Origin of the sequence: Hydrogenophaga sp. 2FB, from assembly GCF_005503365.1 — a bacterium.
Classification (GTDB): Bacteria; Pseudomonadota; Gammaproteobacteria; order Burkholderiales; family Burkholderiaceae_C; genus Hydrogenophaga.
The window spans coordinates 1-15574 of sequence record NZ_SCML01000010.1 but is presented as its reverse complement, the minus strand read 5'-3'; the positions used below and the strand labels follow the sequence as shown (position 1 = coordinate 15574).

The 15574-nt window shown below is 58.5% G+C and carries 18 protein-coding genes; 11 read left to right on the top strand and 7 right to left on the bottom strand.

Annotation, left to right across the window (positions count from 1 at the left end):
• Positions 1 to 9: 9 nt before the first annotated feature.
• The 4 genes from FFS09_RS08045 to FFS09_RS08030 are packed head-to-tail and all read right to left on the bottom strand — an operon-like array spanning position 10 to position 2956.
• A complete protein-coding gene (locus tag FFS09_RS08045) occupies positions 10 to 420 on the bottom strand; it encodes a hypothetical protein (RefSeq protein ID WP_137918355.1) in 411 nt (136 codons plus the stop codon).
• A complete protein-coding gene (locus FFS09_RS08040) occupies positions 417 to 1403 on the bottom strand; it encodes a zinc dependent phospholipase C family protein (RefSeq protein WP_137918354.1) in 987 nt (328 codons plus the stop codon). The genes FFS09_RS08045 and FFS09_RS08040 overlap by 4 nt, the downstream gene beginning before the upstream one ends.
• The gene (locus FFS09_RS08035; RefSeq protein WP_137918353.1) at positions 1388 to 1882 is read right to left on the bottom strand and encodes a PIN domain-containing protein; all 495 of its coding nucleotides are present in this window, start codon (positions 1880 to 1882) and stop codon (positions 1388 to 1390) included. Before FFS09_RS08035 ends, FFS09_RS08040 begins: the two co-directional genes overlap by 16 nt.
• 6 nt (positions 1883 to 1888) lie before the next feature.
• Positions 1889 to 2956, bottom strand: coding sequence for an ImmA/IrrE family metallo-endopeptidase (locus tag FFS09_RS08030; RefSeq protein WP_137918352.1), 1068 nt, complete (start codon positions 2954 to 2956; stop codon positions 1889 to 1891).
• Between FFS09_RS08030 and FFS09_RS31515 the strand changes: the two genes are divergently transcribed.
• The 7 genes from FFS09_RS31515 (at position 2876) to FFS09_RS07995 (ending at position 7100) form a co-directional block, all read left to right on the top strand.
• Positions 2876 to 3280, top strand: coding sequence for a DUF2188 domain-containing protein (locus tag FFS09_RS31515; protein ID WP_354595872.1), 405 nt, complete (start codon positions 2876 to 2878; stop codon positions 3278 to 3280). The two genes, FFS09_RS08030 and FFS09_RS31515, sit on opposite strands and share 81 nt — an antisense overlap.
• Positions 3277 to 3498 carry a hypothetical protein gene (locus FFS09_RS08020; protein WP_137918350.1) on the top strand — a complete coding sequence of 74 codons (222 nt, stop codon included), beginning with the start codon at positions 3277 to 3279 and terminating at the stop codon, positions 3496 to 3498. The genes FFS09_RS31515 and FFS09_RS08020 overlap by 4 nt, the downstream gene beginning before the upstream one ends.
• 18 nt (positions 3499 to 3516) lie before the next feature.
• Entirely contained in the window at positions 3517 to 3798 is a 282-nt protein-coding gene (locus tag FFS09_RS08015; protein WP_137918349.1) for a hypothetical protein, read from the top strand.
• Between the two features lie 27 nt (positions 3799 to 3825).
• A complete protein-coding gene (locus FFS09_RS31510) occupies positions 3826 to 4188 on the top strand; it encodes a metal-dependent hydrolase (RefSeq protein WP_137918348.1) in 363 nt (120 codons plus the stop codon).
• A gap of 451 nt (positions 4189 to 4639) precedes the next feature.
• Positions 4640 to 4828 (top strand): hypothetical protein, encoded by a 189-nt coding sequence (locus tag FFS09_RS30865; protein ID WP_212745070.1) that lies wholly within the window; start codon positions 4640 to 4642, stop codon positions 4826 to 4828.
• Positions 4829 to 5110: 282 nt separating this feature from the next.
• On the top strand, positions 5111 to 6205 hold the full coding sequence (locus tag FFS09_RS08000) for a helix-turn-helix domain-containing protein (RefSeq protein ID WP_137918346.1): 1095 nt from the start codon (positions 5111 to 5113) through the stop codon (positions 6203 to 6205).
• Positions 6198 to 7100, top strand: coding sequence for a hypothetical protein (locus FFS09_RS07995; RefSeq protein WP_137918345.1), 903 nt, complete (start codon positions 6198 to 6200; stop codon positions 7098 to 7100). Before FFS09_RS08000 ends, FFS09_RS07995 begins: the two co-directional genes overlap by 8 nt.
• Positions 7101 to 7133: 33 nt before the next feature.
• Here FFS09_RS07995 and FFS09_RS07990 read toward each other — a convergent pair whose 3' ends face one another.
• Both FFS09_RS07990 and FFS09_RS07985 read right to left on the bottom strand, forming a co-directional pair.
• On the bottom strand, positions 7134 to 8009 hold the full coding sequence (locus FFS09_RS07990; protein WP_252374281.1) for a diacylglycerol kinase catalytic domain-containing protein: 876 nt from the start codon (positions 8007 to 8009) through the stop codon (positions 7134 to 7136).
• A gap of 65 nt (positions 8010 to 8074) precedes the next feature.
• Complete coding sequence (locus FFS09_RS07985; RefSeq protein WP_137918343.1) at positions 8075 to 9124, bottom strand: SPFH domain-containing protein; 1050 nt, start codon at positions 9122 to 9124, stop codon at positions 8075 to 8077.
• 76 nt (positions 9125 to 9200) lie between these two features.
• Between FFS09_RS07985 and FFS09_RS07980 the strand changes: the two genes are divergently transcribed.
• Genes FFS09_RS07980 through pncB form a run of 3 tightly spaced genes read left to right on the top strand, consistent with a single transcriptional unit; the run spans position 9201 to position 12029 of the window.
• Positions 9201 to 9953, top strand: a complete 753-nt coding sequence (locus tag FFS09_RS07980) for an NUDIX hydrolase (RefSeq protein WP_137918342.1) — start codon at positions 9201 to 9203, stop codon at positions 9951 to 9953.
• A 1-nt stretch (position 9954) separates the two neighbouring features.
• Positions 9955 to 10770, top strand: a complete 816-nt coding sequence (locus tag FFS09_RS07975; RefSeq protein ID WP_171019917.1) for a cysteine hydrolase family protein — start codon at positions 9955 to 9957, stop codon at positions 10768 to 10770.
• A 26-nt stretch (positions 10771 to 10796) separates the two neighbouring features.
• Complete coding sequence (gene pncB / locus FFS09_RS07970; protein ID WP_252374280.1) at positions 10797 to 12029, top strand: nicotinate phosphoribosyltransferase; 1233 nt, start codon at positions 10797 to 10799, stop codon at positions 12027 to 12029.
• Positions 12030 to 12165: 136 nt separating this feature from the next.
• On the opposite strand, the gene FFS09_RS07965 is transcribed toward pncB, so the two are convergent.
• The gene (locus FFS09_RS07965; RefSeq protein ID WP_137918340.1) at positions 12166 to 13035 is read right to left on the bottom strand and encodes a DUF4365 domain-containing protein; all 870 of its coding nucleotides are present in this window, start codon (positions 13033 to 13035) and stop codon (positions 12166 to 12168) included.
• Positions 13036 to 13255: 220 nt separating this feature from the next.
• Here FFS09_RS07965 and FFS09_RS07960 point away from each other — a divergent pair, with 220 nt between their 5' ends.
• On the top strand, positions 13256 to 14398 hold the full coding sequence (locus FFS09_RS07960) for a hypothetical protein (protein WP_137918339.1): 1143 nt from the start codon (positions 13256 to 13258) through the stop codon (positions 14396 to 14398).
• The last annotated feature ends 1176 nt before the right edge of the window (positions 14399 to 15574 follow it).

Here is a 15574-nt window from a genome sequence, read left to right as displayed (position 1 = left end):
GAGATTCGCCTACCGAGCGCAGATCTGTTTCACATCGAGTGTGAACTCGCAAGGATTTGGACTGGTGTTCCAGCGTGGCGCATCCAGCCTGGCCGTGCAGGCTGCGTCTTCCAGAAGGGCACGCCCATTATTGGCCTGGCAAACAAGAACTGCTGAATCACGGCCGACTCGAAGCACCCGAACCGTCATTCCTTCGAATGGCTTCATCAGACCGGCGTCGTGAGCAGTCGAAACTTGCAAAAGCTGTTTCTCATCCAGAGTGTCAGTGGATCGTTTGTAGCGCGCACTTGCATCAACCGCTGCCGAGACCTTTGTCAATGCTGACGCCAAGCTGTTCATCTCGCGATCGCTCGGATGCGAAGCACAACCAATCAGCAGGACCAACATCACCAAAGGGATTGGGAGCAGATACTTCTTCATACGACCTCCGGCCAAAAAACCAGCTTGCCAGTCTGCACACTTCGGCCGGTGTCAAGGTTCCAGTCTTCAAGCGTATCCAAGGCTTCGGAGCGACCGTCAACAAGCGCCTCGTCGAGGCCCTTCCACACAGCTAGGACATTGGATCGAGCTTTTTCGTAGATGGCCTCGTACTCCATGTGCCCCTCTGGCGTTTTCAGCCTCTCGATGAATCTCGGGTCAATGTCCTTCTTGCGCGGATAGGCGAGGTTCAACTCCGAGCTAACGTGCCTGGCGAATGGGAATAAGCGATTCGCGTCGGCCATCGTGGACAAGATGTCGCGAAAACCGCAGTGCCATGCACTGGGCAGAGGTGGATTGATCGCTGGCGCGTCACCGTAAGCCGCTGTGAGCATTGCTTGCCAAACGTGCTCCACCGCGGGCTCAATAACATCTTCGTCCTCCAGGGCATGGCAAGTGGCGATGCCTGTGGAAAGGTGTTCTGACAAACCGGTGTCTCCCACATTCATCACCTTAGGGAAGATGAAGGCATCTTGGTGCATCTCGCAGCGCCGGTGTTCGCTTTCGTTCCCTTGGTAAGGCCCTACAAGCAGCTCAACCACAGGATGGATCGTCATGTCGGTGGCCATGTGTGCCGCAAAACCAAGAAGCCAAGCTGTTGCCTTGGCCTTCTGATGCTCAGGCATGTTCGCCACAGTCGCGACACCGGCGCGAAGCAGTGTGGCGTTGCGGTGGTAGTGCATGGCGTCGGCCCACTGCTTCTGACCACGCTTCAATGTGAGGTAGGGGTAGTCTGGACTCACCGCACCAAGCTCAAGAAATTTCAGATGCAGCCCGAGGCTCACGAGTGTCTCTTCGCGCAGCCCAGCACCCTCCGCGCGTTTTTGGGCGTCATTTACAACTGAGAGGTGGGCATAGGCGCCTGGCATCGGCAATTCCAATAATGAAGGGTTGAAAAAAGCGAACTCTGTTATGTCGGCGACCATCGCTGAAGCCGAGCTTTCACTTCCGCTGCAGGCAATCGGCAGCGTGGATGATTGGAGATGCGTGTCATGCCTTCGTGCAGCAGCGTGATGCCGACTGCTCCGCTGGCCTCCATCTGATCGAGGATCCACAGCAGTCCATAGACTGTGCATTGCCGATTGCTGGCTTCCTTGCGCAACAACATGTCTCCGCTTACCAGCGCATGATCCGGCCGCCTTGCGCAACTCAGGGCGAAGCAGTCTGGCAGTGAAAGGCCGGGGCGCAACGTTCGGAGTTGCTGGGCAAATGACACTTCATCAGGCGCCAACTCAACAACGCCCAAGCCGAGCTGCCTGAGTAACGGCCCGTTGTCCGATGCGAGTTCTCGGTCATACAGGAGGTCCGGCACCACCATCGTGAGGCCGCATGAAAACGCGGGCTCCAGGAGCCCTCCGCGCTCCAGGTCGATCAAAACGGAAGTGTCCGAGACCAGGATGATCATGATCGACTAGGCTGCCTGCCCCAACAGTCGGCGGTCCAGTTCGCGCACGCTGATGCTCAGCAGCTCTGCAGCGCGAGCCTCCGAGATGGCGCCCTCGGACACAGCGCGTAAGCACAGTCGCTCCATTCGCTGAGGAACCTCAGCTGGCAGCAGATTTGGCTCGGTGGATGCCTGACCATTCCAGCCCATACTTTTGATCTGAGCCCAGAGTCGTCCATATGCTTGCTTTGGCAGGATACCGAGCTGAGAGCAGCGCACCACCAGAGAGGCGACGCTGACCTTGAAAATCTTCTTCAACTCTGCCAGTTCACCGATGGATATTGACGTCCGGTGCTCTCCGAGCAGGCGTAGAACCATGTCCTTGGCCATGAGGAATGCGCCCGCAAACCTGTCCGCGGCCTTTTCCTGCTCCGCGTCGCTCAGTCCGCTGAAACGCAAAACCAAGTGCGCAAGTTCGTGTGCGAGCGTGAATCGCTGACGCTCACCGTTGTGACTTTGGTTGACAACAATCACCGGCACGTCACCACGCCTGGGGCTCTGCACGAAGGCTTTGGAGCCGGAGACGTTCTCGGGCAAGTCCAAAGCGATGACTTTCACGCCCTTGTCTTCGAGCAGTTCAGCCATGAACGGAATGGGGTCGATGCCCAACCGCCACAGACTTCGCAGCGCATTGGCCGCCTGCTCGGCATCCTCAATACAGCTGATGGCGAACGCCTCGCTTAAGGGAGCGTCCCAAGGTTGATCCACGCCTGGCAGGAGTTCTTCCAACTCCAGGTACCGCTCGACTTGGTCGAGAACAGACGCCTCGACTGCGCGTTCTTCCTTTACACCGGCATGGGGCGCTTTTCGAAAATCCACTCCCGTAAGTTCAATTTCGCGCTCGCTGAGCAGGTACTCCGGAGAAACCTTCAGGGCCTTGGCCAGCGCCAAGAGGACCGCCGAGCTCGGCATCATTTCATCGCGCTCGTACTTTCCGATGGCCTGTGCAGAGACATGCCCCTGAATGGCTGCCTCCAGTTCGCGCAAGGAAAGCCCGAGGGCGTCTCGCGCTCTCTTGAGTCGGTTTCCAATCATGATTTTCTCCGCGGGGTGGTTTACATATTGACAGTTGTTATTCTCGTTTGTAAACTGACATCCGTCAATCTCAACACACTGGAGTTCATGATGGCTAACCCGAAAAACGTTCACATAGTGCAGCGCGACAACGGTTGGGGCACGCTCCGCGAAGGCGGACAGCGCGCGACCCAGGTCTTTGATACGCAGGCCCAAGCCATTCGATCTGGGCGGCAGATGGCGCGACAAGGCCAGGGTGAGTTGGTCATCCATGGGCAGGATGGCCGTATCCGAGCTCGTGACTCACATGGCAACGATCCCCATCCGCCCAAGGACCGCAAATGATCCAGATCAACTTCAAAATGCCCAGTACGGCAGAGCTGAAGAAGGCGGCAATGGCAGAGCTCGAAAAGAAGATCGCCGTGAATGCCCGGCATGCCGCCGCTCGACACGGTGGCGTGTCAGTCCGGTTCAGCCGAAAGCCGGGCGGAACCATCCGCACAGTTGAGTTTCAGGGGTCTGACGCTGCGATACAGGCGGCGAAAGACGCTGTTGCAGATTGATCCAGCTGAAAGTCACCCATGAATAACTGGCTCACCGAGGTTTGGATTGTTTTCTGTCTGTCCACGAAAACGCAACTCGCGCTTGCGTTGGGTGTCGCCTTCTTCCTTGGCATCTTGCTCATGGGTGAGATGCTCGTCGGCGGGGTTGAGCTACACGGGCACTTGAAGCCATTGACCGATGTTGTCCGCGCCAGCCTTGCACATCGCTATGAGAGCGCAGCTTGGATGGCTCTTGGAAGTTTCTTGCTTCTGGCGATCAAGTCCTATCGAAAAGACCGTCGTCGCGTATTCGGCTACTGAATCCATCCAACAGATGAGGGAGAAAAAATGGCTTGCGCAGCTGAACACGCCGCGTTCAATTTCATCGCTGTGACTGCTGCATGCGCAGAAGTTCAGCGCAGGGAAGACCGGCCCGTTGATGGAACTTCGCTCGCTATGGGAGCAGCGGCTGCATGCTTGCCTTCGTTGCCCGATTTTCTTGAACCCGCAGTGCATCCGAACCATCGACAGTTCTTCCACAGCGTCACTTTTGCCGTCGCATTGAGCTTCGGTATGCGACGTGTGTACAAGTGGGAGCCTGAGGGAGAACTAGAACGTATCGCGCGTGCTGTGTTGTTGATAGGGGGCGCGGCGTATCTTGCGCATCTTGCACGGGATGCGTTCACAGCGAAGTCGCTTCCACTCGTTTGAGCTGACGAACCCACTTTTTTTAGTGTTACTCAATACACGTCCTTTCATTGATGCACCGAGACCCCTCGCTCAAGTGGACCCTACGACAAACACCGCACGCCCGGTCCGAGGCTCATGGTGCATCATCTCGCACTGAGCCTGCGGTGATTACATCCGCATGCAGGTTGACTTGAGCGGTAGGCTCCACGCAACGACCAGCATCACGCACATGGATCCTCGAGTAGCCAACCTCAAGACTGTCGCCGAGTGCGAAACGTTCGCTGCAAACGTTCGCGAGCGCGGAGCGCCTGAACTCGCTGATCAGGCGCGCAAGCGAGCTGTCCAGATCCGCGCGAGTGCCCACGGCGCCGCAACACAGGTTGAACAAGAATGCCTTTCGGCTGTTTATGCGTACGAGGAGGTCCTTTCCTCGCAGAAGGGCCGAAGGCAGCCGGCTTCTAGGACCTGGCAAATGATCAAACGCCACGGTGTCATCCCGGCCGTTGAGCGAGTAGTGACTAAGCGCGAGGTCTCATCTGGCTTCACCGCGCTGGCGGAGATGGGTCTACAGGACTATGCCTTTGAGTCCGTTGTCCTCCGATTTCCGGAGAGCTTCTCCCAAGAAGCAGTTTCAATCTCTCGCGATCGCATGGCGCAGTGAGGCCTAACGTATCGCTCAAGCGGACCCTCACCGGCTTGGCACTTGGACCGCGAACTGGCCAGTGGGAGATGGGCACCGGTTGAAATTGCGCCGTAGTCCTGATGGGTCGAGTCGTCGCTTGAACCCCGGTGGAGGCAGTACGCCGTCACTCCATGGCGTCACCCGTGATCTGGTTTTAGTGACTACCGTTCATACGCTGTACAGCGTATTAATGCATTTCAGCGTATCATGTGGTGAAATCTTTAAATACGCTGTACAGCACATGATTTGTAGAGTCTTTCCATGAACAAAGACTACCCGAACATCGAAAAGCTGCTTTCAAGGTTTCGCTCGGTGCTGTTTGATCGGCTCCAAGTCGAAGACATCGAAGTCGAGCTTGACCCCAGCTTGGGAGTCGGACGAAGAGGGGATCTGAGCCTGGGCATCACAGTCGACGGCGTGCGCAGCAACATCCTGGTCGAAGTCAAACGGCATGCCTATCCCCGGGACATTGAGCGCGTGCAGATGCAATTCGCGAAATACGCCGATGCCGGTGCGCGCTTCGATCAGGTGATGGTCTGGGCCGAATCGCTTAGCGAAGGTGCGCGCAAGTCGCTGGAATCCGCAGGCGTTGGGTACTTCGATGCCAGCGGCAGTCTGTCCATTCGACTGGGGATGCGACAGGTGCTCATTGACCGCCCACCCCTCAAGCCCAACTGGAAAGAGGTGGGCTCGCTGTTCACCCCCGAGCGCGAAAAGGTGCTTCACGCCCTGCTGTTGCGATGGGACGCCTGGCGCACGGGCACCGACCTCGTGGATGCGTCAGGTGCCAGCCCCAACACGGTTTCGGTCCTCATGCGTGAGCTGGAGAAGCTCGGGATGGTCCAGAGCGAGGGGAACGGGCGCAGTGTGCGCCGCCAGCTATTGGATCCGGGACAACTGCTCGACACATGGGCGAGCGATTGGGAGGGGAGGAAGAAGAGCAAGCCCCGCTGGTTCGCCTTCAGTCAGAACCCGGCAGCCCTTGGCGAGATGCTGGCCAAACGCATGAGCGAAGGACAGACGCCTGTGTGGGCCTTCACTGGGCAGTACGCTGCAAACAGCTTTGCACGACTGCTCACCGCTGTCAGTGGTTTCGACCTGATCGTGCCCCCAGGGGAGACAGCGGCCGTTGCGGAGCACTTGGGCCTCAAGCGCGTCGACAAAGGCTTCAATGTCACTCTCCACGAGTGCGACGACTTCGCCCTGCAGCACCGGCTCGAACTTGCAGATCGGAAGGGATGGTTCGCCAGCCCCGTTGTCCAGTATCTGGAATTGGCGAACGCCGGCGGGCGCAGTCAGGAACTGGCCCGCGCGCTGAAAAGGCAACATATTGACGGGGGTGCACGCGATGTCTGAAGTCAAACCAGAAAGTGCGTCTGGTTACTCCCCAGAAGTTACCGAGGCCTGCGAACAGGCACTGGTCACTGTGCTTGGGTGCATGGGCAGCCTGAAGGACACGGTGCGGTTGGTGGGCGGACTGGTGCCGAGATACCTCACGCCCGAGCGGGCGCCCGATGTTCCGGCTCACGCCGGCACCTCCGATCTCGATCTGGTAATCGACCTTGCCGTGATCGCCGCTGGCCAAGACTACGCTCCCATCGCCGATCGGCTCAAGCAACGCGGGTTCTCCAAGATGAAACTGGAGAAAGGCGGCGTTTCTTCCTGGCAGTGGGAAGCGAAGACATTGGAAGGCGTACCGGTGCGGGTGGAGTTCCTATGCGATGCGTCCGAGGATGAGCTCGCGAAGCTCAAGAGCCTCGGAGCCGAATCGATATGCGTGATGTCCATGCCCCATATGTCCATTGCTCAAACGCTCTACGAGACAAGAGAGGTCAAGGCCCAGCTTCTTGATGGGAAGGGGGTGGCGGTAGAGCGCGTGCACTACGCGAACCAACTGGCGTTCGTCGTCTTGAAAGCCATCGCATTCGACCAGCGCAGCGCCAACAAAGATGCGGGCGACCTTGTCCATGTCCTGCAGTACGGCTGTGAACTGGATGAGGGTGCCCGCGCCTTCGCTGAACAGTTCCACCGAGGACCGCATCGGGCTTCGCTTGAAGCGGCACTCGATTGCATGCAGCGAGGCTTTTGCACTAACGGTGACACGGATGGCCACCTCATGAAGGGGTCGGTTGCGTTCGGGCGGTTCCACCAGCCTGACAATCCTGAAGAACGCCTGCTACTGCAACGCCAGGCAAGCTCGCTGGTCGAGCAATATGTGCTGCTGGTGCAGGCTGAAATTGCGCAGGGGTAAATTAGTGCACTGTCTCTACCGGTGATGGCGATTTCAGATCACCAGCTGGCCCGTCGTCGCCGAAGGCGCAATGGTTGCCTCCATCCCCGCGGTGAACTGCAAATAGTCGGTCTCCATGCCGTCCGAAAAGATGATGCCGTTGTCCGGCATGCGGGATCGCACCCTGAGCGGCGCCCCATCCTGTACCCGCCCATACACCAGCGTGGCCTGTGAAGTCCGGGTCGGAAACGGTTCCCGCACCGCAAACACCAGCGCCCGCTCTTCCCACTGCATGGGCTGGTAGGCCTCCTCCGAAGAGGGTGTACCCAGCGTGCGTGCAATCGCCAGCGAGCCTGTCACGATGCTCTTGAGCCAGGCCGTGGAGCCAAGGCCAGTTGAAACGATCAAGCCCGAGGACGATTGGAACTCGGTCTTCGAACCATGCGACAGGTCGTAGAGCGCTGAAGTGTGGCTGCGCGGCCCGATGAACAGATCGTTGACGGCGCGCAGCACCTGACCGTCGCTCAGGCGGGCTTCGGCCATGGTGACCGAGCGGGTGACGCGCTGGTCCGCGGCAACGCCCGGCAGGATCGCGCCGAGGTCGGCCGGCTGGAACGGCAGCAGCACACCGTCCCAGCGCGAGGGCTCGGGGTTGAGCCCCACTAGCGGCTGACCCTCCAGGTACTTCATGGTGTTGGCAACCAAGCCGTCCTGCCCCAGCGCCACCACGATGTCCGAGGGGGCGAAGACGAAGTTGGCCAGCAACGACCGGTCCACGATCTGATACCGCCCCCAGGCCTGCAGGGCCTGCACGGTGACGCTCAGGCTGGCCGCATAGGCCTCGTTCTCCTTGAGGTAGTCCGAGAAGTCGGCCCCCAGGTGCTCGACGTAGAACTTCGCCTGGCCGAGCGTGTTGTAGCGCGCGATCAAGTTATCCAGCCGTGTGCGCCGGGTCACCAGCACCACCCGCCTTTCGCCTTGAGAAGCCGTCCCGCTCACACCGGCCTCCGTGCGGCCACCGTGCCGGCACCCACACCGGCGCCCAGCAGCGAGTTGAGCAATTCGGGCGACATGTTGAGCTGGCCGATGCGCTCAGCCCGCTCGGCGATGCCACCGAAGGCCTGGGCGATGAGTTGGCCGGGCTGCATACCCACGGCCGCCAGGGCCTGCACCACCCGAGGATCGGCCTTCTCCAGCGCATCCATCACCGCGCGCACCTTGTGCGCCTGCGCCTCGGCCTCCTGACGCGTGTTCTGGGCCTCGCTGGTGACGAACTCCTTGCGCTGGTTTTCCAGCACGATGTCGGCGCTCATCTGCTCGGCCCGCAACTCGTTCTGGCGCCGCATGGCCGCTGCCTTGGCCTCCATCTGGGTTTCCTGGATCTCACGCTTCTTCACTTCCACCGCGATCTCCGTGTCGAGCTCGTTCTGGCGGATGGCGCGCTCGTTCTGCACGCCAGCCATGCGGCGCTGCGAGATGGCGTCATCGGCCGCCTTGAGGTTGGCCTCGCGGGCTTCGGCCTCCAGCGCGCGGGCGATGTCGGACGTGGGCTTGATGGCCACCACGGACACACCCAGAATCTCCAGGCCGAGCGCCTGGATCTCGGACTGGTTGCCCAACTGCTCCCGCGCGGTCCTTGCGATCTCGGCCGTGGCCTTCAGGGCATTGCGCAGGGGCAGCGCCTGGATCACCTGCTGCACGATGGCGCGCACCTGCATCACGACGCGACCCTTGAGGCGGTCCGGATCTTCCGAGGCGTAGGAAGCGCCATCGGGCTTCAAGGAGAAATCCATCATCTTGTAGATGCGGCTGGGGTCACCTACCCGGTAGGTGACCTCTCCCTGCACGGTCACACCCTGGAAGTCGCTGGTGACCAGCTCCAGCATGAAGCCGGCGTCGCGGCTGGCAATCGGCACCGCGACCAGCGAGGTGGTGGGCGCATAGTAGAAGAACGAGAGGCCCGCCCCCTGGCGCACGAGCTTGCCGCCACGGAACTGCATGAGGTGGGTGGTGGGCTGCGATTTGATGAACTGGATGCCAAGCATTTGGAGCTCCTTGTTAAGTTGCACAGTACAACCTTTGATGGGTTGTATAGTACAACTCAAACAGGAGATGTCAAGCATGGCCACCAAAAAACCCACACCGCGCGCATCGGGCCCCGACTTCGAACGGCCGCTGGTCACGGTCGACGTGGTGATCTTCACGGTGATCGAGGAGCAGTTGAAGGTGCTGCTGGTGCGCCGCCCCGAGACGGCCACGGATCCTTACCCCGGGCGAATGGCGCTGCCGGGCGGATTCATCAATGTGGACGTCGATGCAAGCCTGTACGACTGCGCGCTGCGCAAGTTGGGGGAGAAGACCGGGTTCAAAACCCCCTACCTGGAGCAGTTGGGCAGTTGGGGCAGTACCAAGCGAGATCCCCGGGGATGGTGCGCCACCCACGTCTACTTCGCCCTGGTGCCACCGCCCGAGGACAGTGAAGCAGCAGTATCAGCAGCTTCAGCTGCATCGGAATGGGTCGAGGTCGACACCGCCTTACGCAAGCGCCTGGCATTCGACCACGCCGAGATACTGACCGCGGCCGTGGAGCGTCTGCGCGGCAAGGTGGAGTACACCTCGTTGCCCGCATTCCTGTTGCAGGAACCCTTCACGCTGCCGCAGCTCCAGCGCACCTATGAGATCGTGCTGGGTCGCCCCATGGACAAGAGCGCGTTTCGCAAGAGGATGCTGGATGCGCAGTTCCTGGTCGAAGAGGGTTCGATCGCTGGTGATGCGGGCCGCTCAGCCATGGGCTACCGAATATTGGACCGTGAGCGTGCCGCCGTCTTTCCGCGCACGTTCCGCTCTGTTGAAGTTCAATCAACCAAGGAATGACATGCGCACGAAGCTCCTGATCATTGATCCCCAGAACGATTTCTGCGACATCGAAGGCGCGGCACTGCCGGTGGCAGGCGCCAATGAAGACCTCAAGCGCCTGGCCAACTTCATCGAGTCCCACCAGGACCGAATTGGCGGCATCACCGTGACGCTGGATTCGCACGCGAGCGTGGCGGTCGAGCGCACCACCTTCTGGCTCACCCGCGATGGCCAGCCGGTAGCGCCATTCACCTTCATCACAGCGGCGGACGTCGTCGCCGGCGTCTACCGCCCCAGGGATGCGGGCTTGACCGACCAGGTCGTCGGCATGCTCGAACAACTGACCAGCGCCGGCAAGGGCGGCATGGTGGTCTGGCCGGTGCACTGCGTCACGGGTACCTGGGGCCACAACATCCAGGGCGATCTCGCCCGCAGCCTGGCCGCCTGGGAAATGACCCACCAGCGTGCCGTTAGCAAGGTGCTCAAGGGCGAGTACCCGTTGACCGAGCACTTCGGCGTGTTCGAGGCCGACGCGCCCGTGCCGTCGGTGCCGGGGACCCAGTTCAACACGGTGCTGGCGACATCGCTGGCCGACGGCGCGGATGTCATCGCGATGGCGGGTCAAGCGTCGAGCCACTGCGTCGCGGCCAGCTACGTCCAGTTCATGCGCTTCCTGGCCAAAACGCCTGCTCTTGCACCCCGGGTGGTCCTACTGCGGGACTGCATGAGCCCGGTGCCGGGCTTCGAAAAGCTCGCCGACGATCTGTTCGACAGGGCGCGCGCGAGCGGCACCGGGGTGCTGACTGCGGATGAATTTGCGCAATCGATCTCGTGACGCCAGAACAGGACCAGGAGACCACCATGAGTACGCACCTCACGCGAGCGGGACAGACAGAAATGGGGTTCGTTCCCATCGTCACCTCGCTGCTCGGCACCGACCTCTACAAGTTCACCATGCTGCAGCCCATGCTGCACTCGATGCCGGCCAACCAGGCCGAGTACCGCTTCGTGTGCCGCAACGAGCCCGGGTATCCCCTGAGCGAGATCCGGACCGAGGTCGAGCGGCAGATCGAGTACCTTTGCACGCTGCGATTCTCTGAGGACGAGCTGCAGTACCTTGGCGGTCTTCGGTACATGAAGTCCGACTTCATCGACTTCCTGCGCATCTTCCAGTTGCAGAGCCGCTACATCACCGTTGGAACCGATGGCAATCGCCTGAGCATTGTGGCCAAAGGGCCGCAGATCCATGTGATGCTGTTCGAGATCTTCGCGCTGGCCATCGTCAACGAGAGCTACTTTCGGCGCATGGCCACGCCGGACGTCCTGGCTGAGGGCCGGCGACGCTTGCAGGAGAAGATTGCGCTGCTGCGCGACTTCGGCAAACAAGGCACAAAGCGAAAGCACCCCCTCGAGTTCTTCGACTTCGGCGTGCGCCGGCGCTTCTCGGCCGCCTGGCAAGAGGAGGTGGTGGCCACCTTCGCGCAAGCGGTGCCCGAATTCTTCAAAGGCACGTCCAACGTGTACCTCGCGAAGAAGTACGGTTTGGTCCCGATCGGCACCATGGCCCATGAATATCTACAGACCTTCCAGGCAACGGGCGTGCAGCTCAAGGGCTTTCAGAAGGCCGCCCTGGAGAACTGGGTGCAGGAGTACCGCGGCGACCTGGGCGTGGCCCTGACCGATGTCGTGGGCATGGACGCCTTCCTGGCCGACTTCGACCTCTACTTCGCCAAGCTCTTCGACGGCTTGCGCCACGACTCGGGAGACCCCGTCGCGTGGGGTGAGAAGGCGCTGGCGCACTACGCGCGCTTGAAGGTCAATGCGCACAGCAAACGCCTGGTGTTCTCCGACGGTCTGGATCTGCCGGCCGCCCTCGATCTCTACGAACATTTTGCCGACCGGATTCAGACCGGATTCGGCATCGGGACGAACCTCACCAATGACGTGGGATTGAACCCGCTGAACATCGTCATGAAGCTCGTGAGCTGCAATGGCCAACCTGTGGCCAAGCTCTCCGACTCGCCGGGGAAGACTATCTGCGACGACGAGACTTTTCTGGCGTACCTGCGTCAGGTGTTTCGTATTTCGAGCTGAATGGTCAAGGAGCTTCTACCGGCCCTTCCGTCCGCTGCAGATTGAACTCAGACATTCGGATTTGAAGATCGAACGTTAGCTCCTGAGCGTGAGTTTGGTAGGAACTTTCATTAGCCCATCTTCTCAGGATCGATGGTCAATACGGAAATCCGGAATCGAGTGCGTCGAGCGTGGATACATCGCTCTCGTCTTTGTCGAGGAACATCATCTGAATAGCAAAGAGTTCGCCAAGCTGCACGTCTACCAGATCCTCGTCGCCGAAATCGAATGCGCCATATACCTTCGCCTTTTTCAACGCATTCCTTAGTTGGTCGATGTCGAGCTCCGGACAGAAGTCTTCGTAGGCGGCCAAGAAAGGCTCAAGTCTTCTGATTTCCTTGAGTCGGATCAAAGCCTGCTCGATCTCGGGCTGGCTCTTACTCCGTTGAAACTCGTCGACATGCCGCCTAAGCCAGAACAGGTGGCGCATGAACGTGATAGCAACATCCCTATGAGCAGCGTGGAGTGCAAGCGCACGGATCTTTTGCAATCCGTCGGTCGCAAGGATGTTCTCGTTCGGGAAATGGATGGTGACATGCGCCTGCCGATCCCACCGCGGACTGTCTGCTGAGAGGCGCGTGTCGATGTATTTTTGGAGCCAGACGAAGTGCGCTTTGCGATCCGTGTTCGAAACGTGTACGAGAAAGAACGGGGCCTGGAACATCCGTGCGTAGAGCAACGTCTTCACGGGCACAGAGAAGGTGACGGGCTCAGTTCCGAAGCTCGCCTCATGCCCCTTGATCTGGAATAGGACAAGCGTGCCCGTCGGATCCTTCCCGTCGAACGCTTCCAGCATCATGTCGATGCCGTAGTCGCGGTCCTCCACAGATCGCTCGATCCAGTCGGACGTGAGCAAGGTGCGTACGACGCGCACCGCATCGGTGTCAATGCGATGCGTGTCAGAGCGCTGCGGGGGTTGCGTGAGCGTGTTCTCGGAATTGTTCCCAATTTTGTTGACCATGTTCATCTATACCGATCTCCTCCCCTGAGGATAGCAGTCGTTCAGACGACCAAAATGTCCTGCTTTACATCGAACATCAACAGCACCCCCTCAGCACCGGACGCTTGATCCGATGCAGCTTGACGGGATAGTTAACCTCGGCTCATCATTCTGCTGCGTCTACATCGGCACCTAACGCGTTAGTACCGTCGACAGGTCACCCACCACAGCGATAGGAGGGATATTTATGATGAACTACCTAATGGCTTCTTGCATTCAGCATGCCTTTGCCAAAGCGTTAATTACCGCTGGCACGTTCGGACTATCAATGACGTGGACCACATCGATAGCCGCCGAGTCGGATGACAAGTTGAAAGCTGTCCCTCCAAAGCCTTCCAAATATTTGACCGAAAGCGCCTATGTAGCTGGCACCATCAAAGATCAACAGGTTGAGATTCGAGCTACGGCGCTGGAACGCTTACAAGAAACGTATCCTGAATTTACGACTTATCGCCGCGAATATGGTAAGAATAAAAAGTCACGAAACAGGGAGGCCACGGACAACGCCGCAGTTGCAAACCAAATTGTAGCCGCATCTACAGGCGTCACGTATAAAGGCGAGGATTGGGCCGCGAGTCTTCTCCGCTTCACACCAGACTGGACCAAGACAGGTGTTTTTCTTCCAACTAACCCGGCAGATTTCTCAAAGACATTTATTAGAGCGCCGGCAGTGGAGGTTGGTGGTGGGCCACAAAAGGGACAGACAAAGGTTCTTTCTCAAATACACTGGAATTGCGGTGCCACTGATCTAACCGTGAAGCTGTCAGAAAAAGAAATCGAAGTTCAGCAGAACCGCGTGAAAGAGATTGCCGCAAAAAAGAAAACAGAGGACGTGCAAGTTGTCATTGAGAACTCGGGGGGATTCTTGGACTTCTACAAGGGAAAGACGACCAATGACTTTAAGACAACCTTGGAGGCATCTTATTCGCGTGAGCAGGAGATGACGAATACTAGGACGATTGACAAGCTCAGAGAGGTCTCTCCAGTAATTCCACCCTTGTCATCTATGGATTTCGGCTACGTCGCCAAGACAATCACGAGGGTTTACCGAATCGATGGAGAAGCGGTGTATGACACCCCGATAAGTGTGAGTGTCTTCAATACTCCGATTTACAATCCACGCGAGGGTAATTACTTCTTTGGGTATCCGGTTGGCCAGTGGAGCGACTTTGTCCCGAAGGAAAAAAGGTCAATCCGTATGGTGTCTACTGTATCGTTTGATGTCGAGCAAGTCGACGTCTTGTATGTACCAACTCCATTCAACAGCTTGGCCGAATGCAAGAAAGCATTAGAAACCAGTATTGCAACGGAAGGGACACCTGTTCAGTAATAATTCAAAGCATAGCTTTTATTTTGAACGATGCAAAACTTTGGGTCATTCAAGAGTCGTATCGTATCAAGACCTCTTTAAGAGTCATTGAACCGCCGGACTTATTGCGAAACCCTATGCTGTAATTGTGATGTAGCCCAAGTGACGAAAAATGGATGCTCGTCCAGCCACCTCCACTTGCAGAGACTGATTTCACTTCGCTTCCTGACTCATTTGCTATTACCCACTCGAAAGAAGCGCCGGATGTCATCTCGACGTCTGCTCCAGTGGGACGCTCGAACACACTCTTGCGCTTCACCCAATAGGTATCCGAAAAAGTGGCTGGTCCCTCTCTGTGCTCTGCCATTGTCTTCTCCATTGGTTGTCGATACTTCGGGAAGGCTGCTCAACGTCACTGTTGAGTTCCACTGATGTGTGACCCGAGATTTCCATCGAATACTGAACCCGCTATTATGAGCAAAGCAGATCACGTTCGTGGGCAGTGCTTCGTTTTCTCCCTTTCAGTTTGGGTGTGAGGAGCTGGAGCAAAGTGCACCGCTGTTTCGGCGAGTTTGTCGCCTTGATCAATAGCTAGGTTGAGGCTTATCTGTGTATGGATCGAGCTTGTTGGTACTCGTGCGCTTGGCTTAGCGGGGCTCCACGAGAGTTTTTCAATGCCCGCTCCTGGCCGATCTTGGTCATGCTACCGGGGCGCGGTTGCTTGAGGAAGAACATCTAGGGGAGGCGCGGCAAAACGCCGTGTCCGCGCCACACGTAAGCTTGCAATGTCTGCAGCATCTCTGGCAGTTGACTTTCGATCCCAGCGATTTGGAGGAACTGAGAGATCGCGATGGGGCAAGCGCTGCAGGCTCAGCTCTTCATCGCGTCTGTCGGCTGCCGCTGCACATCAGCCCTTCCAGTCAGCTGCCGCTCCGACGGACTTTGAAGCACGGGGGTGGAGTCATCACGAGTAAAGGGCACATTGCGACGAACTTTGGCACGCGCAGCATGCCTAGGAAAATCAACACGTTAGCGCACATACCCCCGACGAACTTTATTCCCTCCAGTCAGGCTGCTGCCGCCGTGAACCCTAGAAATGAGATCTGTTGGGGAACAGGTCAAGCGTCTTACTTTGCCTCTGAAAGCTGCGCCGCAAAGGGCGGGTCAGCCCTTGGGGAGTGGAAGGGTGAGCACGCC